Here is a 26243-nt window from a genome sequence, read left to right on the forward strand (position 1 = left end):
CATGGATATAATGGAAATAAATGGCGTAAAATTCAAGATTTTGTTCTCTAAAGAACAAATTAATGAATCAATGAAAATAATGGCTGCATCAATCGAAAAGGATTATGCAGACTCATCTCCCCTATTTTTAGTAGTGATGAAAGGTGCTATCTTTTTTGCAGCCGATTTGATTCGCTGTGTCAATCTCCAATCGCAAATTGAAGTGATTAGTGCCAAAAGTTACGGCTCCGCGATGGAAAGTTCCGGAAATGTAACTCTTAAATCTTTGGGCGAAAATTTCGGAGGCAAAGATATTATAATCGTCGAGGACATTATTGATACAGGTCATACTTTGAAATCCTTATTGGACTTTGTCAAATCGTTTAATCCAAAATCAGTTGAAGTGGCTACTCTATTATCCAAAACTAACTCGAGAAAAGTTGATATTAACGTTAAATATATCGGTATCGAAATTCCTGAGTTGTTTGTTGTCGGATATGGATTAGACTATGCCGAGTATGGGCGACAATTATTAGACATCTACATCAAAGACGAAGATTAGGGCTTTATTTTCTTGAGTTGATTGCTCAAATCATATAGTACGAATCCATAATTCGGCTTTATTTTCAAAGCTTCCGCCATATGAAATTTGGCTTCTTCATAGTTTTTCTCCAAAATCTCGAGTTGTGCCATATATGCATGAAGTTCGGCATCATCAGCCCAATTCAATGCTAAGGAATCGCTTGGCTGATTTTTCTTTTGAATTTCGAAAGCATCACTTAATAGTCTGCGAGCCTTTTTCTTATCACCTCCGTAAAATGCCGGCAAGTGCATCAAGTGTGTTGCTGCTACAAGATTGATTTTAGTACTTTGCTTTTCAATTTCTGCAGCATCGTACATCCACGATTTAGCTTTCATCCCCAAGAAAATAGCATTAAGCCCCGAAAGTGATGACCTTTTGCCATATGTAGCCGATAACAAAGCACAAATTTCCCCGGTACGATTGCTTTTTTCAGCAACATGAAAATTCTCTACTCCTTCAGTGAAAAGCTCGTAGGCGTAGTCCGAATCAATATTATAGTTGATTTTTCCCAGTATCAGTTTGAGCATTCCTGCATAATAGTTCGCATAATAACCTTTGGGGTGGTGAACAATTTCCGATTCACATTTCTTCAAAATCCTCGTAAAAGCTGCTGTATCAAATGTGTGATAGTAGTAATCAATACTATCTTTGAGCGATTTCAGCACACTATTTCTCGATTCAAGGTCTTTTTGGGCGATTGCTTGAGTTGTGTTCAACAAAAAGTAAAAAATGAAAACACAGAAAATCTTTATAAAAAACATTTTTTCTTTGATTAATTTCATAATATTCAAATTTAGTCTAAGTAATTATATGAAAAAAACAATTTTTCTTGTTAATTTGTGGATTGTTTTAAAACCAATAGACGAAAATATTTCGGAGAAGTACCGGTGAAATTGACATTTAAGAGCAAACTCATGATTCTGACTGTCTCGGCAGCATTATCGCCCGTTATTTTGATTTTAATTTTTACAGCACGCTTGCAATTTGAACTGACATCAAGAACGAAAACCGAACTCGATTCATTATCGAGGGTAAATATCAGTCAAATTTCAAAAGATGCTTATGGAATTATTGAGACGGCGAATGAACTTTTCGTGCAAAAAAACAAGGTCGCTTTGAATGTCCTTCGGCAAACGATTAAAAGCGAAGGAGGATTCAATTTCGCTAACCCACTTGTAAAATGGAACGCACTAAATCAATTCACCGGAGAAATCACTGAAGTGTCCCTTCCTTCGGTTAACATAGGCTCTAAATGGCTTGGTCAAAACATCTCATTTGACGAGAATACTCATGTGGTAGATATCGTCACCGAACAGGTTTTGGGAACTGTAACTCTCTTTCAGCGAATTAATGAAAGAGGCGATATGATTCGCGTAGCTACATCTGTCCGAACTCACGATGGCAAACGCGCCATTGGCACGTTCATTCCGGCTGTCAATCCTGACGGACAAGCAAATCCCGTAATTTCCAAAGTTATGAACGGAGAAGTTTACAATGGTGTTGCTTTTGTTGTCAACGATTGGTATGTCACAGCATACGAGCCATATTACATAAACGGGCGAATCGAAGGTATGATTTATGTAGGTGAGCGCATTGCCTCAATCGAATCTATCCGAAAAACAATCATGGATATTAAAGTGGGCAAAACCGGATATGTATTCGTACTCGGGGCGCTCAATCCGCATTACGGAAGATACATAATATCCAAAAACGGTGAACGGGATGGCGAAACCATTATAGAGATTACGGACGCAAGTGGAGATAAATTTGTAAAAGACATGGTTGAGAATGCAATGAAACTGAATCCGAATGAACTTTTCATTCAAGAGTATGAGTGGCAGGATTTGGGAAGCGATTCGTCGCGTTCGAAGCTTTCGGCTGTATCATATTTTAAACCTTGGGGATGGGTTATTGGAGCAGGAGCATTCGAGGATGATTATCACGATTCGCAAAATAGAATCGAAGCTACGATTTCTGATTTGCAAAACATCTATTTGGTGCTGATTATTGTGACTTTGCTCATCATATTGATTCTGACAATGTTCTTTGCTAAACGCATGACTCGCCCATTGGGATATATGACTACTTTAGCTTCAAATATAGCAACAGGCGACATCCACGATGCAAAAATCAATCTGGAAAAACTCAAAAGCACTGCAAAATTTGCTTCCGATAAAAGTAGCAATCTGAAAGATGACATTTATAAACTGTACAAATCTTTTGAATCCATGATAAACAATCTTGACTCATTAATCGGTCAAGTACAGCGTTCTGGAATTCAAGTTACCACATCGGCAACTCAAATCGCTGCATCGGCTCGGGAACTCGAAGCAACAGTCGCCGAACAAGCTGCATCCACGAAAGAAGTCTCGGCAACAAGCAAGGAAATCACTCAAACTTCATATTTATTGGCAAACAAAATCATCAAAGTCAGTACAAATGCAAATGTTACCGCAGATTTGGCTGAAGACGGCAAATCAAGTTTGACAAACATGGAGCAGGCAATGAATGATTTGGCAAAAGCTACTAATTCAATCACTTCGAAGCTATCAATAATCAATGATAAAGCAAATAAGATTTCGACAGTTGTTACCACGATTAACAAAATTTCCGAGCAAACGAATTTACTGTCTTTAAATGCTTCGATTGAAGCCGAAAAAGCAGGTGAATACGGCAAGGGCTTTTCGGTTGTTGCACGAGAAATAAGCCGGTTGGCAGACCAAACGGCAGTGTCAACAAAGGATATCGAATACATGGTAAGCGAAATGCAAAGCTCGGTCTCGTCAGGTGTAATGGAAATGGACAAATTCGGGCAGGAAGTCAAACGCGGAACAAGTAGCATCGGTGAAATCGGTGAGCAAATGACTTCTATAATCGAAAAAGTGAAGGAATTGATTCCCGAATTTGAAAATGTTAGTACCGGAACACAAAATCAATCTAAGAGCGCCGAGCAAATTAGCGAAGCAATGTCCCAATTAAGTATGACAGCTACACAAACTAAGGATTCTTTGACAGAATTCAAACGAGCGACAGAAAATTTGAACGATGCAGTAAAAGGCTTGCAAAGTGAAGTATCAAAATTTAAAATAAGTTGATAAGGATAAAAGTGGTATGTTTAAAAATCTGAAAATCTGGGTCAAATTGCTCATTAGCACTCTTGTCTTTATATTGCCGATAGCATCGCTCATGTTCTTTGTCTTTTCAGCTTACGATACTAACATCGAAAAAGTCAAAATGGAAATTTCCGGAAACATTTTATTAGAACCTGTTGTCGAGACCTTAAGTCAACTTAGTGAGCATAGTATTCTGACAATGGCAATAAATGATGACTCCTATCTTGAAATATCAAAAGATCTTAACAAACGCCGAGATTCCCTTTCAAACAAAATTGACCAAAATCTGAACAAATTGGACTATTTAATCCACGAACAGGCTAATTACAATAAACTTGCTTATAAATTGCTCAATGACGATTTGCACCGCACATATACGCCGAAATCAATACATTCTGAATGGCGAAATCTAAGCGAAATTAGTAAGAGTGCACATTTCAATGAAACATCAAAGCTTTACAACACAATATTTGCCCTGATTAATCAACTAACACGATTCGTAGGCGATGAATCGGGTTTGATACTCGACCCTGACCTCGATTCTTATTATTTGATGGATATAACTCTTCTTTCATTGCCCAAATTTAAGACAGGATTTTCAAATTACGTGGTATCAGCCTCAGAATTCCTGACTGACCCCGATACAGAACATTCAGGCTATTTGCGATATTTGGCTAATTCATTAACTATTGATACTGAACACATGCTTTCCGCTTTGAACACTTCAATCCAAAATGATAGCAAATATTACGGTACTAACCCGAATTTGTCGAATGTTTTACGACCTAATTACTTAGAATTCAGCAGTAATTTTGAAATTTTGCTCAAACATACCGAGCAATACACTGACCAATCTGTGAGCCTTGTAAACAAAGATGATTTCATGGATTTGGTACTCAAAGTCACCGAATCAAGTTGGGTCTTTTGGAATTCGACAAATGTGGAATTGAACACACTGCTCAAGCAACGTTTAGACTATTTTGTAGAGCGGAGATTAGTGGCATTTGCAGTTACGGGTTTAGCATTAACAATAGCAATCGTGTTGGTTGTGATGATTTCCCTTCAAATTGCTTTCCATATCAAAGTAGTTACTGAAATAACGGAACTCATTGCCAAAGGTGACATTTCTGCCGCTGTGTATGAAATTAATGACCCGAAACGAATCGGAATGTTCAAGAAGTATTTAGAAGATAAAGCTGATATCCGTGATGAAATTTTAAAATTATTTCGTGCAATTCGCCAAATGACAATCAATTTGGGCTCATTACTCACGCAAGTTAAAAGTTCAGCTGATTTAGTGTCTGAATCAACAGGCAACATTACGTCGTCAGCAAAGGAAATTGAAACGATTGTAGCCGAGCAAGCCGCATTGACTAATCAAGTGAGTTCATTGAGCAACGAAATTGCCGATGCTTCTGAAAATTTGACAGTTCAAACCGATTATTTGAACAAAATGGCGAAGCAAACTTCTGAATTTGCTGAAGAAGGATTCGAAAATTTGAACCAATTGAAAACAAATATGTCATCGCTGACCGAATCTTCAACTGATATTTCGGAAAAACTTGAGACAATCAAATCCAGAGCTACAAACATCAGTTCGGTAATCACAACGATTACAAAAGTGGCAAATCAGACAAATTTGGTATCTCTAAATGCCTCGATTGAAGCCGAGCGAGCAGGCGCTTTCGGAACCGGGTTTGCCGTTGTAGCACGTGAAATTCGCCGTCTCGCAGACCAAACTGCAATAGCTGCACTCGAAATTGAAGATATGATTACAGAAATGCAAATTGCCGTCAAAGAAGGTTCCGATTCGATTATCAAATATACTGAACAAACTAAAAGCGGCACTGATAAAGCTACCGAATTGATATCTACATTAGGTGAATTGATTTCGAGTGCCAATAAATTGCCCGAAGTTATAGCAAATGTGTATGATTCGACTACAAAACAATCACGAAATTCAAAGGAAATCAACTCATCAATGAAAGAATTGAACAATGCAGCAAAATTTACGCGAGATTCCATAATGGAATTTAACAACGCAACCGGACAACTGAATCACGCTGTAGTTGGCTTGAACAAAGAATTGAAAAAATTTACGATTAAAGGGTAATTCTTATGATGATATTGCCTTTCACAATTGATGATTCGAGGTATTGCATCAATATAGACAATGTAGTCGAAGTTATCCCTTTTGTCAAAATAACCCCTATTCCCAAGTCTTCCGAGCATCTTAAAGGGTTGATTAACTTCAGAGGCTCGCTAATTCCTGTATTCGATTTGGCATATTATCTCAAACAGCATTACACAAATATCTACTTGAGCACTCGAATTATCGTCGTAAGAGACACGGAAATCCCTGAAATCGAATTCGGAATAATTTCGGAGGAAGTTTCGGAAACATTTAGTCTTGATTCTAATTATCAAGAGGAAAAAATCAATAGCTACACTGCTCATCCATTTATTGATGAGGTGTTTTTGATAGATTTTGAAATGGTGCATTTAGTCAATTTGAAAAAGTTAATTACCACAATTGAAAATTATTTATAATTTTATTTCATTTCAAACGATTTTACAATTATGACTGATTTCGGCGAAATAATCAAATATATAGAAAGTGAGATGGGCATTGATACCGACTCAATTGGTATCATTTCTGTAGCAAGTGCCATCAACAAACACGTCAGTCAAGCAGAATTAGACAATCAAAAGTTTGCTCATCTGATGTCGGATAGCAACAGAGTTCAAGATTTAATCAACGACCTAACAGTAGCAGAGACTTGGTTTTTCCGAGATTCAGAATGTTTCAAATTTCTCAAGCAAGAATTATCTAATCAAAGATTCAAATACACATCATCCAATAAATTGCGAATACTTTCCGCCCCGAGTTCGACCGGCGAAGAACCCTATTCGATTGCAATGCTATTGATAGACCTTGGCTTCAAAACTACGGAATTTGACATTGTAGCTGTGGACATCAATCCTGTATCGCTGAATAAAGCAAGAAACGGAATTTATGGCAGAACATCATTCCGGAGCGATTTCGCAAATTTCAAACAAAGGTACTTTGAACCAACGAATGATAATAATTTTACAATTGATAGTAGAATCAAATCAATTCCTGACTTCAGACAAGCAAATATTGTAAAAAGCAATTTCTTAGCAAACGAAGCAAAATTTGATTATATATTTTGTAAAAATTTGTTGATATATTTGAATGTCGAAGCTCGTAATGCAGTTTTGCAAAACATCAATAGGTTGCTCCGCAGCGAAGGTGTTTTGTTTGCAGGTTTGTCTGAAACTGCTTATTTCACGCGTAATCACTTCGAGCATGTCCAACATGACATGGCTTTCGCTTGTAAACAAATCGTTCATTCAAATACTTCCGAGCCGACTTTATTTACAAAATCCAACATCAAAACTACTGAAAAAGCGACGCCTAAAACAACTAAAATGATTCCGAAAATTTCTGAAAAACAACATCATCAGAGTCAGGGTGAAAATAAAGACGAGCTTTACGAACAACTCAAAATTTTAGCAAATCAAGGTTCATACATTGATGCCGAGCAAATTTGCAATGAACTGCTAATTAGCGACAATGGAGACTATCGGGCTTTATATGTGATGGGATTAATTAGCAATGCTTCAGGCAAAATCAGCGAAGCAAAAGATTATTTTCATAAAGTGCTATATTTGCATCCTGACCATTACGAGTCCTTAGTTCATACGAGCTTGATTTACGAAAGCAGTGGCGAACACGAACTAGCAAATATTTATAGAGAGCGGGCTGAACGCGTATTTATAAAACAAAGTAATTCTTAGTGATGGCAAATTTAGAAAAAATAATTTCGGACAAGGGACCAAAATGCTGGAACAGAATCGGTATTTACGGAGATAATTCGTGTGATTTGCTAGCAAATTATGACCATTGCAAAAACTGCCTCGTTTATACAGAGGGTGGTAGAAAGCTGTTTAAGCGTGAAATACCAGAAGAATTGATTGACGAATGGACAGAACAAATCAGCTCGCCTAAGGAAATCGAGTCTGAATCGAAGGAATCATTGATAGTGTTCAGAATTGCAGATGAATGGCTCGCCGTAAAAACAGTTTGTTTCAAAGAGGCAGTGGATTCTAAATTTGTTCATTACGTTCCGGGAAGAACGAACGATTACCTTTTGGGATTGACTAACGTAAACGGTGAACTACTCTTGTGCATCTCATTATCTGCGTTTTTGAGTCTGAATCGAGTTAAACCTTTAGAAAACGGTGATTCCAAAAAATATAAATTGCTTTTGGTCTTAGAAACTTCCGGAGATAGCTTTGTGATTCCGGTTGACGAACATTACGGGGTATTCAAATCCGATACACAGCACTACACAAAGGCACCCGCAACAATCACAAAATCGGAAACAACTTTGACATCAAATACATTTGAAATTGAGGATAAAACCGTCAGTATTATTGATACAAACAGATTGTATGATATGATTAATTCAAAATTGAAATGGTGATGACAAATGTCAAATGAAATAGACATGGAAATGCTGGATTTGTTCCGGCTTGAGTTGGAATCCCATACCAAAACTTTGGAAATTGGATTAATCAATCTCGAAAAGAACAGTTCGCCGCAAAACGTAGAACCACTGATGCGCGCAGCACACTCAATCAAAGGTGCAGCACGAATTGTCGGTTTGGATAAAGCTGTTGATTTGGCGCATTCGATGGAGGACATCCTCGATGCAGTGATGAAAAAGAAGCGTGTGATTGATTCCGCCGATATTGAAGTCCTTTTGGAATGCAATGATTTTTATACATCACTTCTAAATTATGAAATTGCCGAAATTCCTAATGTTTTGAATAATTCAACGAACAAAATCAAAAGCCTGATTGATAGTTTAAATGCCTTGCCTGTAAAAGAATTTGGTAGCGAAAAGCCCAAAACAAACGGTTCTCATAAAGCGCACGATAGCATCGCACCTACAAACGGCTCAAATAAAATTGAACCAAAAGAAGCAATTGAAATAGTCGAAAATAAAAGCATCGAAGTTGTTCAAACACAGAGCGAGGAAATTGAAGCTGCCGCCGCGAAGGATGAACAGATTGACGCAAATGCCAAAAAGACTGACGATAGATTCGTGCGGGTTTTGTCTGATAGGTTGAACAAAATACTTGGTCTGACAGGCGAAATATTGGTCCAAACAAAATTGCTCCGCCCATTCGGAAATGAGCTTCAAATATTGAAAAACGGAATTATTGAGTTGAATACGCTGAAGGAATCAATTTATCAAGAACTTCAACCATATAATATTTCCGAAGAGATTAACGAAAATTTCCGTGACGCTTCAAAACGAATGGATATGTTGTTGAGTGAATTGCGTGATTATATTGATGATTTCGACCAATTTTCTCGCCGATTGGAAATTCTCACAGACAGGCTTTATAATGAAGCGATAGACACTCGAATGAAGCCTTTTTCCGAAGGACTTGCAGGATTTCCGAGACTTGTGCGGGATATTTCCAAAAAGCTTGGTAAAAAAGTAGAATTTAAAATTCGAGGCGAAAGCACCAGAGTTGACCGCGATATTCTCGAGAAACTCGAAGCTCCGCTCAATCACCTAATCCGAAATGCTATAGACCATGGTATTGAAATGCCGGATGAAAGAGCATCAAAATCTAAAAATGAAACGGGGACAATTACGCTGGAAGCAAGGCATTTGTCGGGTATGTTGATGGTCTTTATCGAAGACGATGGCAAAGGCATGGACCCCGAGTATATCCGCAAAAAAATTGTTGACAAAGGATTTACAACAGCTGAAATGGCTCAGTTCATGACAAAATCCGAATTATTCGACTTCTTGTTTTTGCCCGGATTTTCAACTGCTACTGAAGTTACCGAAATTTCAGGACGCGGTGTCGGGCTCGATGTTGTGTTTTCGATGGTTCATGAAGTTGGCGGCATGATTCGCGTTGATTCGGAGCCAAACAAAGGAACCATTTTCCAACTCCAATTGCCTTTGACATTGTCGGTTTTGAGGTCATTATTGGTGGAAATTTCAGGTGAACCTTATGCTATCCCGCTTTCAAGAATCGAACGAATAGTGCATCTTTCAACATCTGAACTGAAAAAAGCGGAAAATCATTATTATTGCGAACTTGAAGGTGAAAACATCGGGATTGTTGATGCTTCGCAAATTTTCGGAATACAAAGAGTCAAAACCGAAAGAATTAAATATCCAATTGTTGTTGTAAGCGATAGATTGAGCAAATTCGGGATGTCTGTGGATAGATTCATAAGCCAGACAGATTTAGTGGTTATTCCAATCAACAAAAAGTTAGGGCGAATCCAAAACATCAGTTCAGGAGCAATCTTAGAGGACGGAACTCCTGTTTTGATTACGGATGTTGATGATTTGGTCAGGTCTATAGATGTAATTATCAAATCCGGGAAATTGGAAAAAGCCGACATCAATCCCCAAAAAGGCGACAAGAAACTAAAGCATATTCTCGTGGTAGATGATTCGATAACAGTTCGTGAAGTTGAGCGCAAACTTCTCGAGAACAAAGGCTTTAAAGTTACTGTTGCCGTTGATGGCATTGATGGTTGGAATACTTTGCATCGCGATAACTACGACTTGGTGATTTCGGACATTGATATGCCGCGGATGAATGGAATCGAAATGGTCAAAAGAATCAAAAACGATATTAAATATCGCGATTTGCCAATTATGATTGTATCATACAAAGACCGAGAAGATGATAAAAAAGCCGGGCTTTCTGCGGGAGCTTCATATTATTTGACCAAAAGCAGTTTTCATGATAACACTTTACTTAATGCCGTTTACGATTTGATAGGGACACCTTAAGAAATGAGAATAGCCATTGTCAATGACTTATTGATTGAAATTGAAATACTCCGAAAAGTTATAAAATCCATAGACGCTACTGAAATTGTTTGGACTGCCACCAATGGAGCCGAAGCAATTGAAAAACTCAATGCCGACAAACCGGATTTGATTTTGATGAATCTCATGATGCCGGTAATGGATGGTGCGACTGCAACTAAAATCATTATGGAAAGCAATCCATGTTCGATTATGATTGTGACTACCTCGCTGAATACTAATCGCACTAAAGTTTTCGATGCGATGGGTTACGGTGCTTTAGATGTTGTTGCAACTCCTGTATTGGATGAAGCAGGTAATCTGATTGGTGGAGATAATTTAGTAAAAAAAATCAAAACAATCAGGAAATTAATCAGCTATACTTCGCAATTTGAGAAAAAGCAAAGTGCAAGCTATTCCGGTAATAAAGTAAATATGGTTGCTATCGGCTCATCAACAGGCGGTCCGAAAGCTCTGACAGGGATTTTGTCCAATTTACCGGCAAATTTAAACGCAGCAATCGTTATCGTTCAACATGTGGATAGCAAATTTGCTGACGGATTAGCCGAATGGTTGAATAAATATTCAGAATTGCCTGTCGAAATCGCCGTTGCTAAAACAAAGCCAATCAATGGGCGCGTTTACATAGCAGGAACAAACGACCATTTGATTATTGACCCGTTGGGATATTTCGAATACACACCCGAGCCGATAAATTACCATTACAGACCCTCAGTTGACCGCTTTTTCGAATCCATCAATGATAATTGGGTTGGAACAGGAATTGCTGTGGTATTGACCGGAATGGGCAATGATGGTGCCAAGGGATTGCTAAAATTGAAAAAAGCCGGTTGGCTGACAATCGCTCAAGATGAGTCAAGTTCGGTCGTTTATGGTATGCCGAAAGTCGCTGCTGAATTAGATGCTGCAATGGAAATTTTAAATCCGGCTGAAATCGCCGACAAAATAAAGAGAACTATTATATAATAAGGATAAATTATGCAAAATGAGAACCCGTTAAAAATCACACCTAAGGAATATAAAATCAAGGTGCTTTTGGTTGACGACCAATTGATAGTCGGAGAGCAAGTTCGCCGAATGCTATCACAATTCGATGATATCGAATACCATTTTTGTCAAGACCCTGCAAAAGCACTGCCAACAGCAAAGGAAATCAAACCAACTTTGATATTGCAAGATTTGATAATGCCTGATATTGATGGGCTGACTTTGGTTAAATTTTATCGCGCTTCCCAAGAATTAAAAGATGTGCCGATTATAGTTTTATCATCTAAAGAAGAAGCCACGACAAAGGCTGAGATGTTTGAAGCCGGTGCAAACGATTACATTGTAAAGTTGCCTGATAAAATCGAATTGTTAGCCCGTATTCGCTACCATTCCAAAGCATATATAAATTTATTGCAAAGAAATGAAGCGTACGAATCCTTAGAGAAAAGCCAAAAAGCCTTAGCTTCAGAATTGAATAAAGCGGGCGAATATGTGATTTCTATGCTTCCTGAAGCAATCAGTAAAGACGGTATTTCGACATTTTGGAGATTTATCCCTTCTGCTCAATTAGGTGGAGATTCATTCGGATACCATTGGTTAGATGACAATCACTTTGCAATCTATCTGCTTGATGTTTGCGGTCATGGGGTAGGTCCAGCATTATTATCAGTTTCGGCTATGAATTTCTTAAAAAGCAATGCCTTGTCAACGCTCAATTTTCATGACCCTGCAGTAGTAGCAATAGCTTTAAATAAAGCTTTCCAGATGTCAGACCATAACGGACTCTATTTCACAATTTGGTATGGAGTTTATAATAAATCGGAAAGAACTATTGATTACATCAGTGCCGGGCACCCTCCTGCCCTATTAATTGATAGACAAGGCAATATGAGCAAACTTATGAATGATAATTTTATAATTGGAGGTTTGCCTGATTTCCCGTTTAAAGCAACAAAAGTCAATGTTCCCGAAGGTTCACTTCTTTATGTCTATTCCGATGGTGTTTACGAAATCGAACTTCATGACGGCTCTATTTGGGAACTTGACGAAATGGCAGATTTTATAAATGAAACCAAAAACGATAATGCCGATGAAATAGACGGATTGCTCAACAAAGTAAAGATTCTTGGGAGCAAGGAAATTTTAGACGATGACTTTTCGATGTTGAAAATAAAATTTGATTAAGACTAATCAAATTCCATATGAATATCAACGGCTTTGGCACTATGAGTCAGAGCCCCGATTGATATAGCATTGATTCCGGTTGTGAAATAATTTTCAATATTTGTTAGATTGATACCACCTGATGATTCGATAAAAATATCATTGCCATTAGGGTGATTTCGGATAATTTGAACGGCTTGAATAGTCGTTTCTCTATTCATATTATCTAACAAAAATCCATCGGGTGGATTCAATAAGGCTTCCTTGATTTGTTCGATTGTGTCCACTTCAAGCTCTATTGGCTTTCCGGCAGCAGTGTTTTTTGCCATAATCAGCGCATTTGTAACCGATTGTGCTGCGGAAATATGATTATCCTTGATTAAAATTCCTTCCGATAAATTAAGTCTGTGGTTGAATCCGCCACCACAAGTCACGGCATATTTTTCAAATAGTCGTAAACCCGGAGTGGTCTTTCTGGTGTCTAAAATTTTAACACCATATGGCTTTGCCAAATCTGCGTATTTTGCAGTATCGGTAGCTATTCCACACAAACGCTGTAGCAAATTCAGAATAATGCGTTCGTAAATCAAAATTTCCCGTGCTAAACCTTCGATTCTTGCTATCACTGTACCTGCACGTATTTTATCGCCGTCCTTAACTTTGAGTTCAAGCCCGTATGATTCCTCAAACATATGCTTTAATATTTCAGCTCCTGCAAAAACGATGTCTGATTTTGTAGCAACATAAGCATTGATTCTTTTATCGCTCGGGACTGTCGAAATCGTTGTAATATCGCCTTCCGGGACATCTTCGGCAATGAATTCGCGAATTTTATTATCCACGTATGATTTGGGCAAGGTCTTGTATTGTGGGTATTCGAGCATAATATTTTAACTTAGTTCCAACATTCTTTCTAAGGGACGAAGGGCACGCAAACGTAGAGATTCGTCCATGATTATTTCCGGTTGTAGTGTTTCGAGTGCAGAAACCATTTTAGCTATCGTATTCAATTTCATATACGGGCACTCATTGCAAGCACAGCCCTCCAAACTTGGAACAGGTATATAATTTTTATGCGGTGCAATTTTTTGAAGCTGATGAATTATTCCCGATTCGGTCAATACTATGATGTCATTATGCACTGAAGTTGTTGCCTCTTTGATAATTGCCGTTGTAGAGCCAATAAAATCGGCATAATCAAGGATATTTTCAGGGCATTCGGGGTGAGCCAAGACAGCCGCATCGGGATAGCGATTCATCAAATTTATGACTTCAGATTCGGAGAAAATTTCGTGTACCTGGCATGAGCCATCCCAAAGTACCATTTCACGACCTAATTTTTTGGAAAGATAATGTCCGAGATATTTATCGGGAGCAAAACAAATCGGAGTGTCGAGAGGCACTGAATTAAGGATTTTGTGAGCATTGGATGATGTGCAAATTATATCAGACATTGCTTTTACATCAGCCGAACAATTAATATATGAAATCACCACATGGTCATGGTGCTCATCCACCCATTTGCGGAATAAATCCGGTGGAGCACTGTCTGCGAGAGAGCATCCGGCATCCATATCCGGCACGAGTACGGTTTTAGTCGGATTCAAAATCTTTGCTGTTTCAGCCATGAAATGCACGCCGCAAAACAAAATGACATCAGCTGAGACCTTCTTCGCTTCTTGAGCCAAAGCAAGTGAATCACCCATGAAATCAGCAACATCCTGAATTTCGGCATTTTGATAGTAATGCGCCAAAATTACTGCATTTCGTTCTTTTTTTAATCTATTCAATTTTTCTATTAATTCGCTCATTTTGTTTACCCAAATCAGTTAAAAATTAGTTGTATAGTTTTGAAACCTACTGCCACCGCAATAATACCAATAACAACCGATAATAAAACATTCAACATAGCATGAAGCAATAAGCCGCTGGTAATCAAGTTCATAGTGTCATGGGAAAATGTTGAAAATGTAGTAAAACTACCTAACAAACCAACGAAAAGCAATAATTTGATTTCTTCAGAAATCAGAGTTGTGCTTTCTGCCAAACCGGCTAACATTCCGATTATCAGACATCCGACCAGATTGACTACTAAAATACCAATAGGAAACGAAAACACTTCTGAATGTCCTTCAAAATAAGAACCTATCCAATACCTTGAAACTGCTCCGACAAAACCACCCAACCCAACTAAAAGTATTTTTATCATTTCAAAAATTAATTTATTGTCATAATCACACATTTATCTTATTGATTAATCATTTTTGTTTAATTTTGTTTTTATGTTAATTTCAATCAAACAAAATTATGAAAAAACCATATATACTGACGATTTTGATACTCGTGTCGTGTTTTATGTCATGCGAAAGACCGGAAAGTGAAAAAGCAAAATCTAATGAAAATCTTATTCATTTCCAAGATAGAATAATTGACCTTGCACCATATTTGGAAGGCTTCCCATTTTCTTCTATCAATATTGATTACGAATCAGGCATATTATTTTTCTTTAAAGATGGGGCAAGCAAACAACTTCAATATCTTGATTTCGTTGAAGAAGTTGACTTCTGGGCAGGTAAAACTATATCTGATGTTGATTTTTCTAAACGTAACGTTTTTGATTTAAGCTACAACAAAGTAGATTCTTGCTTTTATTGGAACGGTGATGAGCGTAATGATGAGGTGCTAAATATATATAGAATGCACATAAACACGGGAAAAATTGAAAAACTAACCGATGTACCTTATATATTCGGCTTCAATTACGACCACACAAAAACGAAAATAATATATGTAGCAAGGCTCGGAACAAAGGACGACAGGTTGAGTGAAGTAAGAATACTTGATTTGAAAACAGGCAATGAAAAAATACTCTTCAGAGATAATCCCGAGATGCTCTTCACATGGGGAAAGCCTTTGCAAAGTAAAGATGGGAAAACATTGATTGTTACCGCTAACAAAAACGGTGACCGTGCATATGGCAATCTTTTATTGTTAGATATGGAGAAGCGGACATCGAAAGTTATAACAAACCAAACTATGAAACGCAAAACTCCTGTAATTTTCCCAAAATGGTACAGCGACAATGAATTTCTTTATACTTCCAACGAAACTGACATAAACAACATTTTCAAATATAATATTCTGACAAACGAAACGATTCAGCTGACTAATCTTGATGCTAATGTGTCCTCCTTTGAATATGTCGAAGTAGCTGATAAAAAATTACTTGCTCTCACCTCTTCAAACCCGATTAACACAAACATTATGCTGATTAATCCTAAAGACGGGCAAATTTTGAACAAGCAAGTGACTGATTTAAATCATGTAATAATTGATTCCAAAGCTAATAAAATCATGTCCACAGGTTCATCGGCTACTACAAAATTTATCATGTCCGAAATTACGGTAAGCGAGGATAATTTTCAATTCGATGTCAAGTATGATTTGCCAAATGAATTGAAGGAAAAAATTTACCACGCTGAGATAGAAAAAATTGACTATCCTACTTTTGACATAGATGAAAAAACCGGTGAACAAAGATTAATACATGCATATTTATACAAACCAAAAAATCCCTTGCCCAAAGACAAGCAAATTGTTTTGATTCAATCCTTTTATGGTGGCTATAACAATTTCGTTTTTAGAAATCATTTACTTGCTGAAGCGGGAATTACAGTTCTAAGTCCAGCTCCGCGAGGTTCTGATGGTTGGGGTTTTGATTTCAAGGCAATGAACGACAAAGATTTGGGCGGAAATGAAATTTTGGATGTCATTTATGCCGCAAAGTATGTAAATGAAACTATGGGAATACCGCCGAACAGAATCGGAACTTTCGGAGGTTCGCATGGTGGTTATGCAGTCATGAGACTATTGACCTTCCCCGGTGAAATAAATGGTTACAAAGCAAATTTTGATTGGGGATTTGGGATGTCTAATGCAGGTTTTTCAGATATTATTCATTTCTATAAGACTTGCAATATACCGGATTGGGTGTTGCTCGAAGCCGGCGACCCCGCAACTGAAGAAGAAAAGTTAAAGGATAGGTCACCATTATATCATGCTGACAAGTTACGCGGGAAATTGTTACTGACCCACGGTGAAAATGACAGCCGTGTGCCTACCGAAGGTAGTATTTGGATGGCAGACAGTTTGAAAAAATACGGTAAAGATTTTGAATTGGTCTTGTTCGAGGGTCAGGGGCATGATATCAAAGGTCTCGAGAACAATATCACTTACTATCAAACTTGGTTCAATTTTTTGAATAAGATTGGCGATTAGCAAATTTTCAAATTTATCGTTTTGCTTCATTCAAAATCATAAAAACCTCTACCAAATTTTGGGGTCATGACAATATTGTCCAATGGTGAATATTCATCATGAAATTATGCATATATTCTGAACGAAAATATGTGTTAACAATTTATACCGCACTTCACATCGGCATTACAAGGCATCCTTTTAGATTTGAGCTTTTCGCCAAATGAAATGGCACAAGGCTTGATGAGCTAATATAAAAATCTGGAGCATGGATGCTAAAAGAATTATTTACGGCTTCATTAGGGATGATGAATAGCCAGACAAGGTTAGAAGTAAGTGCCAACAACTTGGCAAATGCTTCTACGACCGGTTTCAAAAGAGCCGAAGTCTTCGAGCGAAACTTGATAGACGCTCGGGCTAATCTTTACAACGTCAAAGGCGACGTCGAACAAAACGACCCTCCAATCGGTTCATACTACGATTTCTCAAACGGTGCAATGGAGCAAACAAGCAATCCATTGGATATTGCGATTGAAGGAAAGGGATTTTTCGTGGTTCAAGATGTCGAAGGCAAAGAATTTCTGACAAGAGCCGGAAGTTTTACTCTTTCGGAAACCGGAGAAATCATCACAAACGACGGCAAAAAACTGATGGGCGAAAACGGCGTGATTGCTATCAACAAAGAATTCATGTCCAACCCACAGATTTCCACCGATTCGAGAAGTGCTAATTTGAGGATTTCCGAAACGGGCGAAGTCTTTTTCAACGAATATGAAGTAGGGAAAATTTTGCTGATGCTCCCCGACGACACAAACACATTACAGCGAATTTCAAATCAAGATTTCATAGCTACTTGGGAATCTGACGGAATGAAACTCGAAGATGGCGAATTTGTAATCCGCCAAGGATGGCTCGAAAGTTCAAATGTCAATATTGTTCAAGAAATGGTGAAGATGATTGAATTGCAACGTGCTTTCGAAGCCGGAAGCAAAGTGATTCAAACAAACGACAGCACTCTTGAAAAATCTATTGCTATGAGCAGATTTTATTAAAATTTGAAAATAATATAAAAGGATAAATAATGGATAAAACGTTAAGAACAGCAGCTACGGGCTTGACAGCCCAGCAGAGATATGTAGAAATCATCTCGAACAACTTATCGAATGTCAACACAACGGGTTACAAGAAAGTTAGACCCGAATTCCAAGATTTGTTGTACGAAACACTCAGACCAGCCGGTAATGTAGCTCGTTCAGGAGTTGAACCTCTGAATGAAGTCCAAATTGGCTCGGGTACCGAACTCGTTGCAACGAAAAAGATTTTCAGACAAGGAGATATTTCACAGACTAATAATCCACTCGATTTGGCTATTAGCGGTGAGGGATTTTTCATAATTCGCAAGCCCGACAGCACCTATAGCTTTACACGCGACGGTTCGTTTCAGCTAAATCGTAACGGCGAAATCACAACAAGTCAAGGTTATCTTTTAGAGCCGGGTTTTTCGATTCCGAATGACGCACTCGAAATAATGATTTCACGTGATGGTGTTGTGAGTATGCTGCTTGAGGGCGCTACTGATGAACAAGTTTTGGGACAATTAGAGCTTGCACGATTTATTAATCCGGGTGGTTTGCGTTCGATGGGTAATAATCTTTACGCTGAAACTCCTGCCTCAGGTGCTGCTATTTTTGAGCAACCTGCTTCCATTAATACAGGTGAAATTATTCAATCTCATCTTGAAGCATCGAATGTGGACATAGTTGAAGAAATGGTAAATATGATAAATGCTCAAAGAGCATATGAATTGAATTCGAAATCAGTGCGCACTGCCGATGAAATTCTTGCAACTGCAGTTAATTTGAAGAGATAAAATGAGTAGAATTATATATATAATATTATTAATTATCGCAACGAATATAAATACATATTCGCAATCAAGCTTTTCGGCTGAACGATTGAAAGAGGCAATTATTAATCATATTATGACATCAAATACAGCAATTGCCGAAGTTGATATCCTTCAAAATATCAGCGATATTTCTTTCCCCGAAACCGGAATTCATGCAGAATTAAATGCTGATATTCAAGATTGCGGATTGAATCGCGTTATGATAAAATTCAGAAATGATGATAGAATAGTAAAATTTTTGGATTATTCCGTTCGGATTAAATATGAAATAAATGCTTTAGTAGCCGATAAAACAATTCCGGTGGGGCAAACATTTTCAGAATCTGATTTTACATATAAAACAATAATTTCCGATAATAATTGTTCCGTAAATATTACAGATATTAAGCAATTAATTGGCAAACAAGCTTCGAGAAATATCTCAAAAGGTACTATAATTAATAATACATTATTGGCAGCAGAAACTATTATTAAACGAAGTGAAAAAGTTAATATAATTGTTAATTCGGGTGCAGTTAGAATTAGAACTATGGGGACAGCATTACAAGACGGAATTGTGGGACAACAAATACGAATAAAAAGAGACAGTGGCGGCACATTAACAGGGATTGTAGGCGATGACGGAAATGTTTATTTAGATGCCAACAGTTTATCAAAAAGGTGATTAAAATGAAAAAGATTTTATATTTTGTAATTATTTTATTAGCGTTCAATGTGAATGCTTATAGTCAATTTATTCAAAACAGTTCTCGCTCATTATTTTCGGATGTGAAAGCATTCCGTGAAGGTGACGCGATTATGGTGCTGATTATCGAAGATACTCAGGCGGATAACTCAGCGAAAACACAAAACGACCGCTCCACGAGCGTAAATGCCAATTTAGGATATAACACAGGCTCGGGAAATAATACCATGGGTGGTTCATTTGGCACCGGCACAGGTCATCAAGGACGTGGGCAAACTTCGCGAAATGAAAAAATCAGGTCACGTTTGAGCGCTAAAGTGGTTGAAGTAGTCGAAAACGGTAATTTACGAATAGAAGGAACTCGCACCACAAAAGTAAACGGCGAGACGCAAACTGTTGTAATTAAAGGAATTGTTCGACCCGTAGATGTTCGTCCTGATAATTCGGTTTTTTCCTATTCAATTCTCGAACTGACTTTACTAATCGAAGGTGATGGTAGCGTTTCTGAAATTCAAGAACCCGGACTTTTAACCAAATTTTTAAGAATATTATTCTAAAATAAAATGTTAAAAATAAATATAATAATAATATTCTTTTTAATTGCAACGAATTTATTTGGTGCAAGAATTAAAGATATTGCAGTAATCGAAGGTGTAAGTGGTGTGCAAGTAGTCGGTTATGGCTTAGTTTCGGGATTGAACCAAAGCGGCGATAATCAACAAACTACATATACCGTGCAATCAGTTTCAAATATGCTGAAACGATTTGGATTGACAGTTCCCGAAAGAAACCCAAGAATTAGAAATGTAGCGGCTGTGATGGTGACGGCAACAATTCCCGCATTTATGAAAGCAGGCAGCAAAGTTGACGTAGTTGTGTCATCAATTGGCGATGCGAATTCATTGCAAGGTGGAGTTTTGCTGATGACTCCCCTATCTACTGCCGACGGCACGATTGTCGGGATGGCTCAAGGTTCGCTCTCAGTTGGTGGATACGATTTCAACGCTCTGGGCTCGAGATTAGGAAAAAATATCTCGACAACAGGACGCGTTCCAAACGGATTATTTCTGGAAATTAGTTTTAATCGTGAAATAATTATTGATAATAAAATAAGAATTAGTTTACGTGAGCCGGATTTCACGACTGCATCACGAATTTCGCAAGCTGTTAATTCTGTGGCAGGGCTCGCTAATTCGGCACAAATTTTTGATGCCGGAACTGTGGAAGTCACCTTACCCGCAGGAACTAACAATAATCAGGCAATGGAATTAATTGCTCAAATTGAAGTAATTAATGTAATTAGCGACCCAATTGCAAGAGTTGTAATAAATGAAAGAACAGGCACAGTCGTTGTCGGTGGAAATGTTGAATTACTCCCCGCTGTGATTGCTCATGCAGGGCTCGAAATTTCAATACAAAAACAAGTTATAGTTCCTCAACCTGCACCATTTACGATTAGACCACCGCAAATTGCCGAAACAGCGGAAATTACCACACGCGAAGAACTTAGAGAATCTCGCACTTTAGTCGTGCAAGGTCCTACTGTTCAAGATATTGCTAATGCTTTGAATTTATTGCAAGTTAATCCACGCGATTTAATATCAATTTTTCAAGCTCTGAAAGAATCAGGTTCCTTACAAGGAGAATTAATTATTCAATAATATGGAAGATTTCAAATTAAATATTGATAAAGTTGACCCAAGCAAGATTTACGAAAGTCAAATTAATGAGTTGAAAAATCGTGTGCGTTCTTCGGCAAAAATAATTTTAACCGAATCTGACAAGCTTGGTCTGGAAAAAGCCGCCCGCGGTTTTGAAGCCATATTTATGAATATGATGTTTAAAGAAATCCGCAATGCTCAACTTGATGACGAAAGCGATGATGGTTTTGGCAGCGATATTTTGATGGATTATTCCTATTTGATGCTGACTGATAAAGTATCTTCGACGGGCAAAGGAATCGGTATCGCAGAGCAAGTTTACAAATTTTTTACAAACGAAGAAATTCCAACTAAAAATATTATTGAACAATCAGTTCCGGCTGAACTAAATCAAATTAATTCGGTAAATGTGACTATACCACTTAGTTCTAAAGCAGTTGAGACAACTAATGAAATTGGCGGAAGCTTTTTAAATCGAGTAAAACAAAGATTAAATCAATTCGATGAAATTATCAATAATGCTTCAGATAAGTTCAATCTTGATAAAAGCTTGATTAAATCTGTCATTACTGCTGAATCCGCCGGACAGGTAAATGCAAAATCTCATGTCGGAGCAAAAGGACTTATGCAATTGATGGATGGAACCGCTCGGGATTTGGGCGTGTCGAATTCCTACGACCCTGAAGAAAATATTATGGGTGGTGCACGGTATTTGCGACAAATGTTAGATAAATTCAATAATGACACAAATCTGGCTTTAGCTGCTTACAATGCCGGACCCGGAAATGTAGAAAAATACAATGGCATACCTCCTTTCAAGGAAACTGAAAATTACATACGAAAAGTGAATAAATACTTAAAACAATTTTAGGCAACAATTATGCTTTCAAAATTAATCACTTATCTTAAATACGAGGAACAACTCCTCAAGGATTTGTTCAATTTAGCTGAACGGCAGCAAAACGCCTTAGTAAAAATGAAGCTCGAAGATATAAATGACATCACTTCACTTCAGGATGAAATTTCGGGAAATTTGCGAAAAGCGGAAGACAATCGTTTGACGATTATCGCCAATTGGCTAAAAATAACCAAACAGAAAGCTGCCCAAATAAAGCTAAGTGAACTTGCTAAGATGTGCAACAAAAACGAAGCCCAAGAAATTGAGAACCTTAAAGATAGCATGGATTTACTAATTGCTGAATTACATTCAATCAACACAAGCAACCGTGTGCTGACCAATCGTGCAAGGCATTCTGTGAAGGAAATGATTGATATACTCACAAATGGCACAAATAATGTATGTAATGTCAGAGTATAATTTTTTTATTATGGATATGGATATGAGTGTAAGTCAAGGTTTAAACAGAAGTATGATTGAAAAAGCATACGATTTGAAGCAACAAATCGAGTCTATCATATTTTCGATGCCCGATTGCGAACTGTACCAGCTACAAACGCGAATGGGTAAAATAATTGAAGTACTGCCCGAACAAATGGCTTTGAGCTTTGAAAAAGAGACTAAAATCGCCAAGATTCGCGGTTTTATCGAAATAGTTGGCAATTTGCAGGAATGCAAGGACTATCTTGAATTACTGCAAAAAATCAAATATGCCGACTATTCCGAAGCGATAAGCAAAATTGACAATATTACTGAAAGTCTGATGGTAAACAGCGGAAGCCTTAATTAATGAGTTTTTCTTCCCTCGAAATTGGCAAACGGGCTTTATTAGCCCAACGCCTGGGGCTTGATGTAACAAGCAATAATATTGCGAATGTTAACACTCCGGGCTATTCTCGTCGTGCCGCCATTTTGAAGGAAACAAACCCGCTCAAAATCAACGGAAACTATCTCGGTACCGGTGTTTTGTTCGACAAATTGCAGTCTTTTCGCGAATCTTACTACGACCGTGAAGTGCGTAACTCTATGGCTCGACTCACTAACTACGGCACCCAAGCAAGTTTTTACAGGCGTGTCGAAACCGTTTTGGCTGAACCCGGCGATAATGGCGTTGCCGATTTGATTACAAATTTCTTCAAAACTTTCGATGAAATGGCTCTCAAACCCGAGAACATTTCTTTACGCAGCTACCTGACTACGCAGTCTCAGACTTTGACGGACAGGATTAATAGAATCGCTTACGGAATGCAAGATTTGCGAAACGAAGCATTATCAAAGGTCAATTCCAATCTTACCGAAATCAATCGTCTGACGACACAAATCACCGAAATCAACAAACAAATCGCCGGGAGTGGCACTGATTCTGCTAATTCGGCTTTGACGTATATTGACACGAGAGAGAATTTGCTCGAGGAATTATCCAAATATATTGATATAAATGTTGGCAAAAATGAGGACGGGACGGTCAATGTCTTTGTCAATGGGATAGATTTGGTGACTTCCACAAGCAGCAAAGAGCTCCGAGCTTCGATAGTTGTTAATGATGTCACTGGCGAACAAACTGTAAGATTATTCAAATTTGATAATGAGAAAAATCTCGAAACCGACATTACTCCTCAAGGCGGCGAAATTAACGCTAACTTGCAGATTTATAATGTCAAAATGAATGATAAATATAGCGGAAATGAATTTTCGGAAGCAAAAGATTTTCATGCTTTCGTTCGGGTATTTGCCCAAAAAGTGAACGATATGATGATGGGCGGTTATGGCTTGGATGATGCAAGTGGTGCTCCGCCAATGCGCCGATTTTTTGACCCGGGCGATATGGAATTAACCGCATTTAATATTCGAATTTCCGATGATATTAAAAATAATCCCCGTGACATTCCACTATCAGATAGTGCGGGTGAGCCGGGCAATTCGTCGATTGCACAAGCAATTGCGCGCTTGGCACAATCCCCTGATTTTTTCAACAATGCTAATCCGATTGAATATTTCAACGGGTTTTTGGGTAAAATCGGACAAATGGCTCGCGAAGCCGAAAATGGTTACCAAACAATGGGATTAATTAATGACCAATTAAATTCGCAACGTGAATCAATTATGGGCGTAAATCTCGATGAAGAAGCAATTAGTTTAATTAAATATCAAAAAGCATTCGAAGCCTCATCGCGAATTGTTTCGGTTACAAATGAATTACTTGCCACAATTGTTAATTTAGGAAGGTAAAAATGCGCGTAACACATAAATCAACATTTATACCCTATCAACGAAATTTGGACGAGATTCAGAACCGAAAATTCAAAGAGGAAATTAGACTTTCGACCGGAAAAGATATAACGTCGCTTTCGGATAATCCAACAAATTTTGTTGATGCGAAAATGTTTTCTTCAAAAATAGCACAAAATGATAATTATTTTAATATTATTCATGATTCATTAAGTGAATTAAGAGCAGTCGAAGAAAACTTGGAATTTATTTCCGATAATGTACGCAAAATCAGAGAATTAGCTATGGACGCCACTCAAATAGGAAACTCCGGCAACGCACATTCGCTCTCGGTTTTCATCAAAGGAATAATGCAAGATATTGTTAAACAAAGCAATATTGATTTTAACGGCAAATATTTATTTTCGGGGACAAAAACAACACCCGAATCATTAGCAGAAGCACCGGAAAATAATAAAGTACCATTTGAATTAAAAAGTGTTCCGCCAACTGCCGAGAATCCATCGGGTATGGAACTCGTTTTTCATGGCAATTTTAAAGATAGAATAATTAATAAAGACGGAAAAACTACCGAAATAATTAATACAAAAGCAAATGATATTTTTGGCGAAGATTTTGAATTATTCGACTCAATTCTCGAGCTTTATAATCTGTTGGCATTCAAGGCTGATGGCACTCCGCGTCAAGAATTCGATAATATTAATACTGATGATTTCGATAAATTAAATATTTTGCAAAAAAAATTAGCAGACTATACTGAAAAAATTGACAAAGCAAATGGCGAAAATGGCGCTAAAATTAACAGACTCGAATTAATTGCTGACCAAACTACTTCGGAGACAATTAGATTGAAAGAATATCGCTCAATCAAGGAAGATACTGACGTAGCCCGTACTGCCATCAATTTGCAGATGGAAGAAATTGCATTGAGATACTCGCTCCAAGTGGGAAGTTCGATTATGCGAAATTCTTTATTTGATTTTCTCAGATAGAATGATTACATTAGATTTATGAAAGGTAGCACTTTATTTGGAATTCTGCTCGGTTTGGCAGCGATATTGGGTTCATTCTTCTTCGAAGGTGGCACCCCAGATATGCTGTTCCTGATTCCGGGTATGACCATAGTCATCGTCGGGACCTTAGCCGCAGGCATTGCCGGGCATGATTTTGCGATGATAAAAAGATTGCCCAGATTATTTAAAATCGCTTTCAATCCACCCGTATATGATTTCAAAGAAATTTTAGAGCAAATCATCCAATATGCAGCAATAGCACGGCGAGACGGGATATTAGCATTAGAAGGAAAATTGAAAAATGCAAAACATCCGTACCTGAAAAAATTCTTCGAAATATGTATAGACGGTGCGACGCCCGACACTTTCAACCGAATAGCCAACAACGAAATCCATAACATTTCCGAACGCCACATGGTCAATATCGGATTTTTCAATAAATTAGGCGGCTACTCCCCTACTATGGGCATCATCGGGACTGTGATGGGACTCATCCTGTCTTTCGCATCAGTCGGCTCGGACCCGAATCTTTTGATTCGCCACATTGGGACAGCGTTCATAGCTACTTTGTGGGGGATTTTAATGGCAAACATAGTCTGGTTGCCTTTGGGTGACAAGCTGCGGACGATTCACGATAATGAAATTAACCTTTTGCAAATGATGATGGACGGCGTTGAAGCTGTTCAATCCGGCGAAACTCCCACAGTTATTCGTGCCAGACTGATTTCTGCATTCCCACTCGAAGAGCAGGAGCAGATTTACAAAGGACGCAAAATCTACAACATTCCTCCGCCTGACAAAGTCACAGACACAGGCAATTCAATCGTTGATAATACGATTAAAAAGCAGTAATAAGAATTTCA

Annotated in this window: 24 protein-coding genes and 2 pseudogenes; 22 read left to right on the forward strand and 4 right to left on the reverse strand. The window is 37.9% G+C overall.

Annotated features, from left to right (window positions below; all coding sequences use genetic code 11):
- Window position 1: 1 nt before the first annotated feature.
- Window positions 2-541 (forward strand): hypoxanthine phosphoribosyltransferase, encoded by a 540-nt coding sequence (gene hpt, locus M9949_04035; protein MCO5250575.1) that lies wholly within the window; start codon window positions 2-4, stop codon window positions 539-541.
- Here hpt and M9949_04040 read toward each other — a convergent pair.
- A complete protein-coding gene (locus tag M9949_04040) occupies window positions 538-1344 on the reverse strand; it encodes a hypothetical protein (GenBank protein MCO5250576.1) in 807 nt (268 codons plus the stop codon). The genes hpt and M9949_04040 overlap by 4 nt on opposite strands.
- A 105-nt stretch (window positions 1345-1449) precedes the next feature.
- On the opposite strand from M9949_04040, the gene M9949_04045 reads away from it, so the two are divergent.
- The 9 genes and pseudogenes from M9949_04045 (at window position 1450) to M9949_04085 (ending at window position 12749) form a co-directional block, all read left to right on the forward strand.
- Window positions 1450-3657 carry a methyl-accepting chemotaxis protein gene (locus M9949_04045; protein MCO5250577.1) on the forward strand — a complete coding sequence of 736 codons (2208 nt, stop codon included), beginning with the start codon at window positions 1450-1452 and terminating at the stop codon, window positions 3655-3657.
- A 16-nt stretch (window positions 3658-3673) separates the two neighbouring features.
- Window positions 3674-5788: a methyl-accepting chemotaxis protein gene (locus M9949_04050; GenBank protein MCO5250578.1), complete on the forward strand. Its 2115-nt coding sequence runs from the start codon at window positions 3674-3676 to the stop codon at window positions 5786-5788.
- Between the two features lie 5 nt (window positions 5789-5793).
- Entirely contained in the window at window positions 5794-6225 is a 432-nt protein-coding gene (locus M9949_04055; GenBank protein ID MCO5250579.1) for a chemotaxis protein CheW, read from the forward strand.
- A gap of 30 nt (window positions 6226-6255) precedes the next feature.
- The gene (locus M9949_04060; protein ID MCO5250580.1) at window positions 6256-7497 is read left to right on the forward strand and encodes a methyltransferase domain-containing protein; all 1242 of its coding nucleotides are present in this window, start codon (window positions 6256-6258) and stop codon (window positions 7495-7497) included.
- Window positions 7498-7499: 2 nt separating this feature from the next.
- Window positions 7500-8186, forward strand: coding sequence for a chemotaxis protein CheW (locus M9949_04065; protein MCO5250581.1), 687 nt, complete (start codon window positions 7500-7502; stop codon window positions 8184-8186).
- A gap of 6 nt (window positions 8187-8192) precedes the next feature.
- Entirely contained in the window at window positions 8193-10538 is a 2346-nt protein-coding gene (locus M9949_04070) for a hybrid sensor histidine kinase/response regulator (protein ID MCO5250582.1), read from the forward strand.
- Between the two features lie 3 nt (window positions 10539-10541).
- Entirely contained in the window at window positions 10542-11543 is a 1002-nt protein-coding gene (cheB, locus tag M9949_04075; protein ID MCO5250583.1) for a chemotaxis-specific protein-glutamate methyltransferase CheB, read from the forward strand.
- A 12-nt stretch (window positions 11544-11555) separates the two neighbouring features.
- A pseudogene (locus tag M9949_04080) lies at window positions 11556-12026 on the forward strand (response regulator).
- A 39-nt stretch (window positions 12027-12065) separates the two neighbouring features.
- Window positions 12066-12749, forward strand: a complete 684-nt coding sequence (locus M9949_04085) for a serine/threonine-protein phosphatase (protein ID MCO5250584.1) — start codon at window positions 12066-12068, stop codon at window positions 12747-12749.
- A 2-nt stretch (window positions 12750-12751) separates the two neighbouring features.
- On the opposite strand, the gene nadC is transcribed toward M9949_04085, so the two are convergent.
- The 3 genes from nadC to crcB are packed head-to-tail and all read right to left on the reverse strand — an operon-like array spanning window position 12752 to window position 14937.
- On the reverse strand, window positions 12752-13612 hold the full coding sequence (gene nadC / locus M9949_04090; GenBank protein MCO5250585.1) for a carboxylating nicotinate-nucleotide diphosphorylase: 861 nt from the start codon (window positions 13610-13612) through the stop codon (window positions 12752-12754).
- A gap of 6 nt (window positions 13613-13618) precedes the next feature.
- A complete protein-coding gene (gene nadA / locus M9949_04095) occupies window positions 13619-14539 on the reverse strand; it encodes a quinolinate synthase NadA (GenBank protein MCO5250586.1) in 921 nt (306 codons plus the stop codon).
- A gap of 14 nt (window positions 14540-14553) precedes the next feature.
- Window positions 14554-14937, reverse strand: coding sequence for a fluoride efflux transporter CrcB (crcB, locus tag M9949_04100; protein ID MCO5250587.1), 384 nt, complete (start codon window positions 14935-14937; stop codon window positions 14554-14556).
- Window positions 14938-15035: 98 nt separating this feature from the next.
- Here crcB and M9949_04105 point away from each other — a divergent pair, with 98 nt between their 5' ends.
- The 12 genes and pseudogenes from M9949_04105 to M9949_04160 all read left to right on the forward strand — a co-directional run bounded on the left by M9949_04105 (window position 15036) and on the right by M9949_04160 (window position 26232).
- Entirely contained in the window at window positions 15036-17006 is a 1971-nt protein-coding gene (locus M9949_04105; protein MCO5250588.1) for a prolyl oligopeptidase family serine peptidase, read from the forward strand.
- A gap of 251 nt (window positions 17007-17257) precedes the next feature.
- Complete coding sequence (locus M9949_04110; GenBank protein ID MCO5250589.1) at window positions 17258-18037, forward strand: flagellar hook basal-body protein; 780 nt, start codon at window positions 17258-17260, stop codon at window positions 18035-18037.
- A 29-nt stretch (window positions 18038-18066) separates the two neighbouring features.
- Window positions 18067-18855 carry a flagellar basal-body rod protein FlgG gene (gene flgG, locus M9949_04115; GenBank protein ID MCO5250590.1) on the forward strand — a complete coding sequence of 263 codons (789 nt, stop codon included), beginning with the start codon at window positions 18067-18069 and terminating at the stop codon, window positions 18853-18855.
- A 1-nt stretch (window position 18856) separates the two neighbouring features.
- Entirely contained in the window at window positions 18857-19558 is a 702-nt protein-coding gene (gene flgA / locus M9949_04120; GenBank protein ID MCO5250591.1) for a flagellar basal body P-ring formation chaperone FlgA, read from the forward strand.
- A gap of 5 nt (window positions 19559-19563) precedes the next feature.
- On the forward strand, window positions 19564-20136 hold the full coding sequence (locus M9949_04125) for a flagellar basal body L-ring protein FlgH (protein MCO5250592.1): 573 nt from the start codon (window positions 19564-19566) through the stop codon (window positions 20134-20136).
- Window positions 20137-20142: 6 nt separating this feature from the next.
- Complete coding sequence (locus tag M9949_04130) at window positions 20143-21240, forward strand: flagellar basal body P-ring protein FlgI (protein ID MCO5250593.1); 1098 nt, start codon at window positions 20143-20145, stop codon at window positions 21238-21240.
- A gap of 499 nt (window positions 21241-21739) precedes the next feature.
- Window positions 21740-22111: pseudogene (locus tag M9949_04135) on the forward strand (lytic transglycosylase domain-containing protein).
- Window positions 22112-22120: 9 nt separating this feature from the next.
- A complete protein-coding gene (locus M9949_04140) occupies window positions 22121-22558 on the forward strand; it encodes a flagellar protein FlgN (GenBank protein ID MCO5250594.1) in 438 nt (145 codons plus the stop codon).
- Between the two features lie 22 nt (window positions 22559-22580).
- Window positions 22581-22928 (forward strand): four helix bundle protein, encoded by a 348-nt coding sequence (locus M9949_04145; protein MCO5250595.1) that lies wholly within the window; start codon window positions 22581-22583, stop codon window positions 22926-22928.
- Window positions 22928-24367 carry a flagellar hook-associated protein FlgK gene (gene flgK, locus M9949_04150; GenBank protein MCO5250596.1) on the forward strand — a complete coding sequence of 480 codons (1440 nt, stop codon included), beginning with the start codon at window positions 22928-22930 and terminating at the stop codon, window positions 24365-24367. Before M9949_04145 ends, flgK begins: the two co-directional genes overlap by 1 nt.
- Before the next feature lie 2 nt (window positions 24368-24369).
- Complete coding sequence (locus M9949_04155) at window positions 24370-25359, forward strand: hypothetical protein (protein MCO5250597.1); 990 nt, start codon at window positions 24370-24372, stop codon at window positions 25357-25359.
- Between the two features lie 18 nt (window positions 25360-25377).
- Complete coding sequence (locus M9949_04160; protein MCO5250598.1) at window positions 25378-26232, forward strand: MotA/TolQ/ExbB proton channel family protein; 855 nt, start codon at window positions 25378-25380, stop codon at window positions 26230-26232.
- Window positions 26233-26243 lie beyond the last annotated feature (11 nt).

Source organism: Candidatus Kapaibacterium sp. (assembly GCA_023957315.1).
GTDB lineage: Bacteria > Bacteroidota > Ignavibacteria > Kapaibacteriales > UBA2268 > PGYU01.

Excerpts from the sequence above, each read along its gene's own strand:
- hpt (MCO5250575.1), top strand. The coding sequence starts at position 2 with ATGGATATAATGGAAATAAATGGCGTAAAATTCAAGATTTTGTTCTCT.
- M9949_04040 (MCO5250576.1), bottom strand. The coding sequence starts at position 1,344 with ATGAAATTAATCAAAGAAAAAATGTTTTTTATAAAGATTTTCTGTGTT.
- M9949_04050 (MCO5250578.1), top strand. The coding sequence starts at position 3,674 with ATGTTTAAAAATCTGAAAATCTGGGTCAAATTGCTCATTAGCACTCTT.
- M9949_04055 (MCO5250579.1), top strand. The coding sequence starts at position 5,794 with ATGATGATATTGCCTTTCACAATTGATGATTCGAGGTATTGCATCAAT.
- M9949_04060 (MCO5250580.1), top strand. The coding sequence starts at position 6,256 with ATGACTGATTTCGGCGAAATAATCAAATATATAGAAAGTGAGATGGGC.
- M9949_04065 (MCO5250581.1), top strand. The coding sequence starts at position 7,500 with ATGGCAAATTTAGAAAAAATAATTTCGGACAAGGGACCAAAATGCTGG.
- M9949_04070 (MCO5250582.1), top strand. The coding sequence starts at position 8,193 with ATGTCAAATGAAATAGACATGGAAATGCTGGATTTGTTCCGGCTTGAG.
- cheB (MCO5250583.1), top strand. The coding sequence starts at position 10,542 with ATGAGAATAGCCATTGTCAATGACTTATTGATTGAAATTGAAATACTC.
- M9949_04085 (MCO5250584.1), top strand. The coding sequence starts at position 12,066 with ATGCTTCCTGAAGCAATCAGTAAAGACGGTATTTCGACATTTTGGAGA.
- nadC (MCO5250585.1), bottom strand. The coding sequence starts at position 13,612 with ATGCTCGAATACCCACAATACAAGACCTTGCCCAAATCATACGTGGAT.
- nadA (MCO5250586.1), bottom strand. The coding sequence starts at position 14,539 with ATGAGCGAATTAATAGAAAAATTGAATAGATTAAAAAAAGAACGAAAT.
- crcB (MCO5250587.1), bottom strand. The coding sequence starts at position 14,937 with ATGATAAAAATACTTTTAGTTGGGTTGGGTGGTTTTGTCGGAGCAGTT.
- M9949_04105 (MCO5250588.1), top strand. The coding sequence starts at position 15,036 with ATGAAAAAACCATATATACTGACGATTTTGATACTCGTGTCGTGTTTT.
- M9949_04110 (MCO5250589.1), top strand. The coding sequence starts at position 17,258 with ATGCTAAAAGAATTATTTACGGCTTCATTAGGGATGATGAATAGCCAG.
- flgG (MCO5250590.1), top strand. The coding sequence starts at position 18,067 with ATGGATAAAACGTTAAGAACAGCAGCTACGGGCTTGACAGCCCAGCAG.
- flgA (MCO5250591.1), top strand. The coding sequence starts at position 18,857 with ATGAGTAGAATTATATATATAATATTATTAATTATCGCAACGAATATA.
- M9949_04125 (MCO5250592.1), top strand. The coding sequence starts at position 19,564 with ATGAAAAAGATTTTATATTTTGTAATTATTTTATTAGCGTTCAATGTG.
- M9949_04130 (MCO5250593.1), top strand. The coding sequence starts at position 20,143 with ATGTTAAAAATAAATATAATAATAATATTCTTTTTAATTGCAACGAAT.
- M9949_04140 (MCO5250594.1), top strand. The coding sequence starts at position 22,121 with ATGCTTTCAAAATTAATCACTTATCTTAAATACGAGGAACAACTCCTC.
- M9949_04145 (MCO5250595.1), top strand. The coding sequence starts at position 22,581 with ATGAGTGTAAGTCAAGGTTTAAACAGAAGTATGATTGAAAAAGCATAC.
- flgK (MCO5250596.1), top strand. The coding sequence starts at position 22,928 with ATGAGTTTTTCTTCCCTCGAAATTGGCAAACGGGCTTTATTAGCCCAA.
- M9949_04155 (MCO5250597.1), top strand. The coding sequence starts at position 24,370 with ATGCGCGTAACACATAAATCAACATTTATACCCTATCAACGAAATTTG.
- M9949_04160 (MCO5250598.1), top strand. The coding sequence starts at position 25,378 with ATGAAAGGTAGCACTTTATTTGGAATTCTGCTCGGTTTGGCAGCGATA.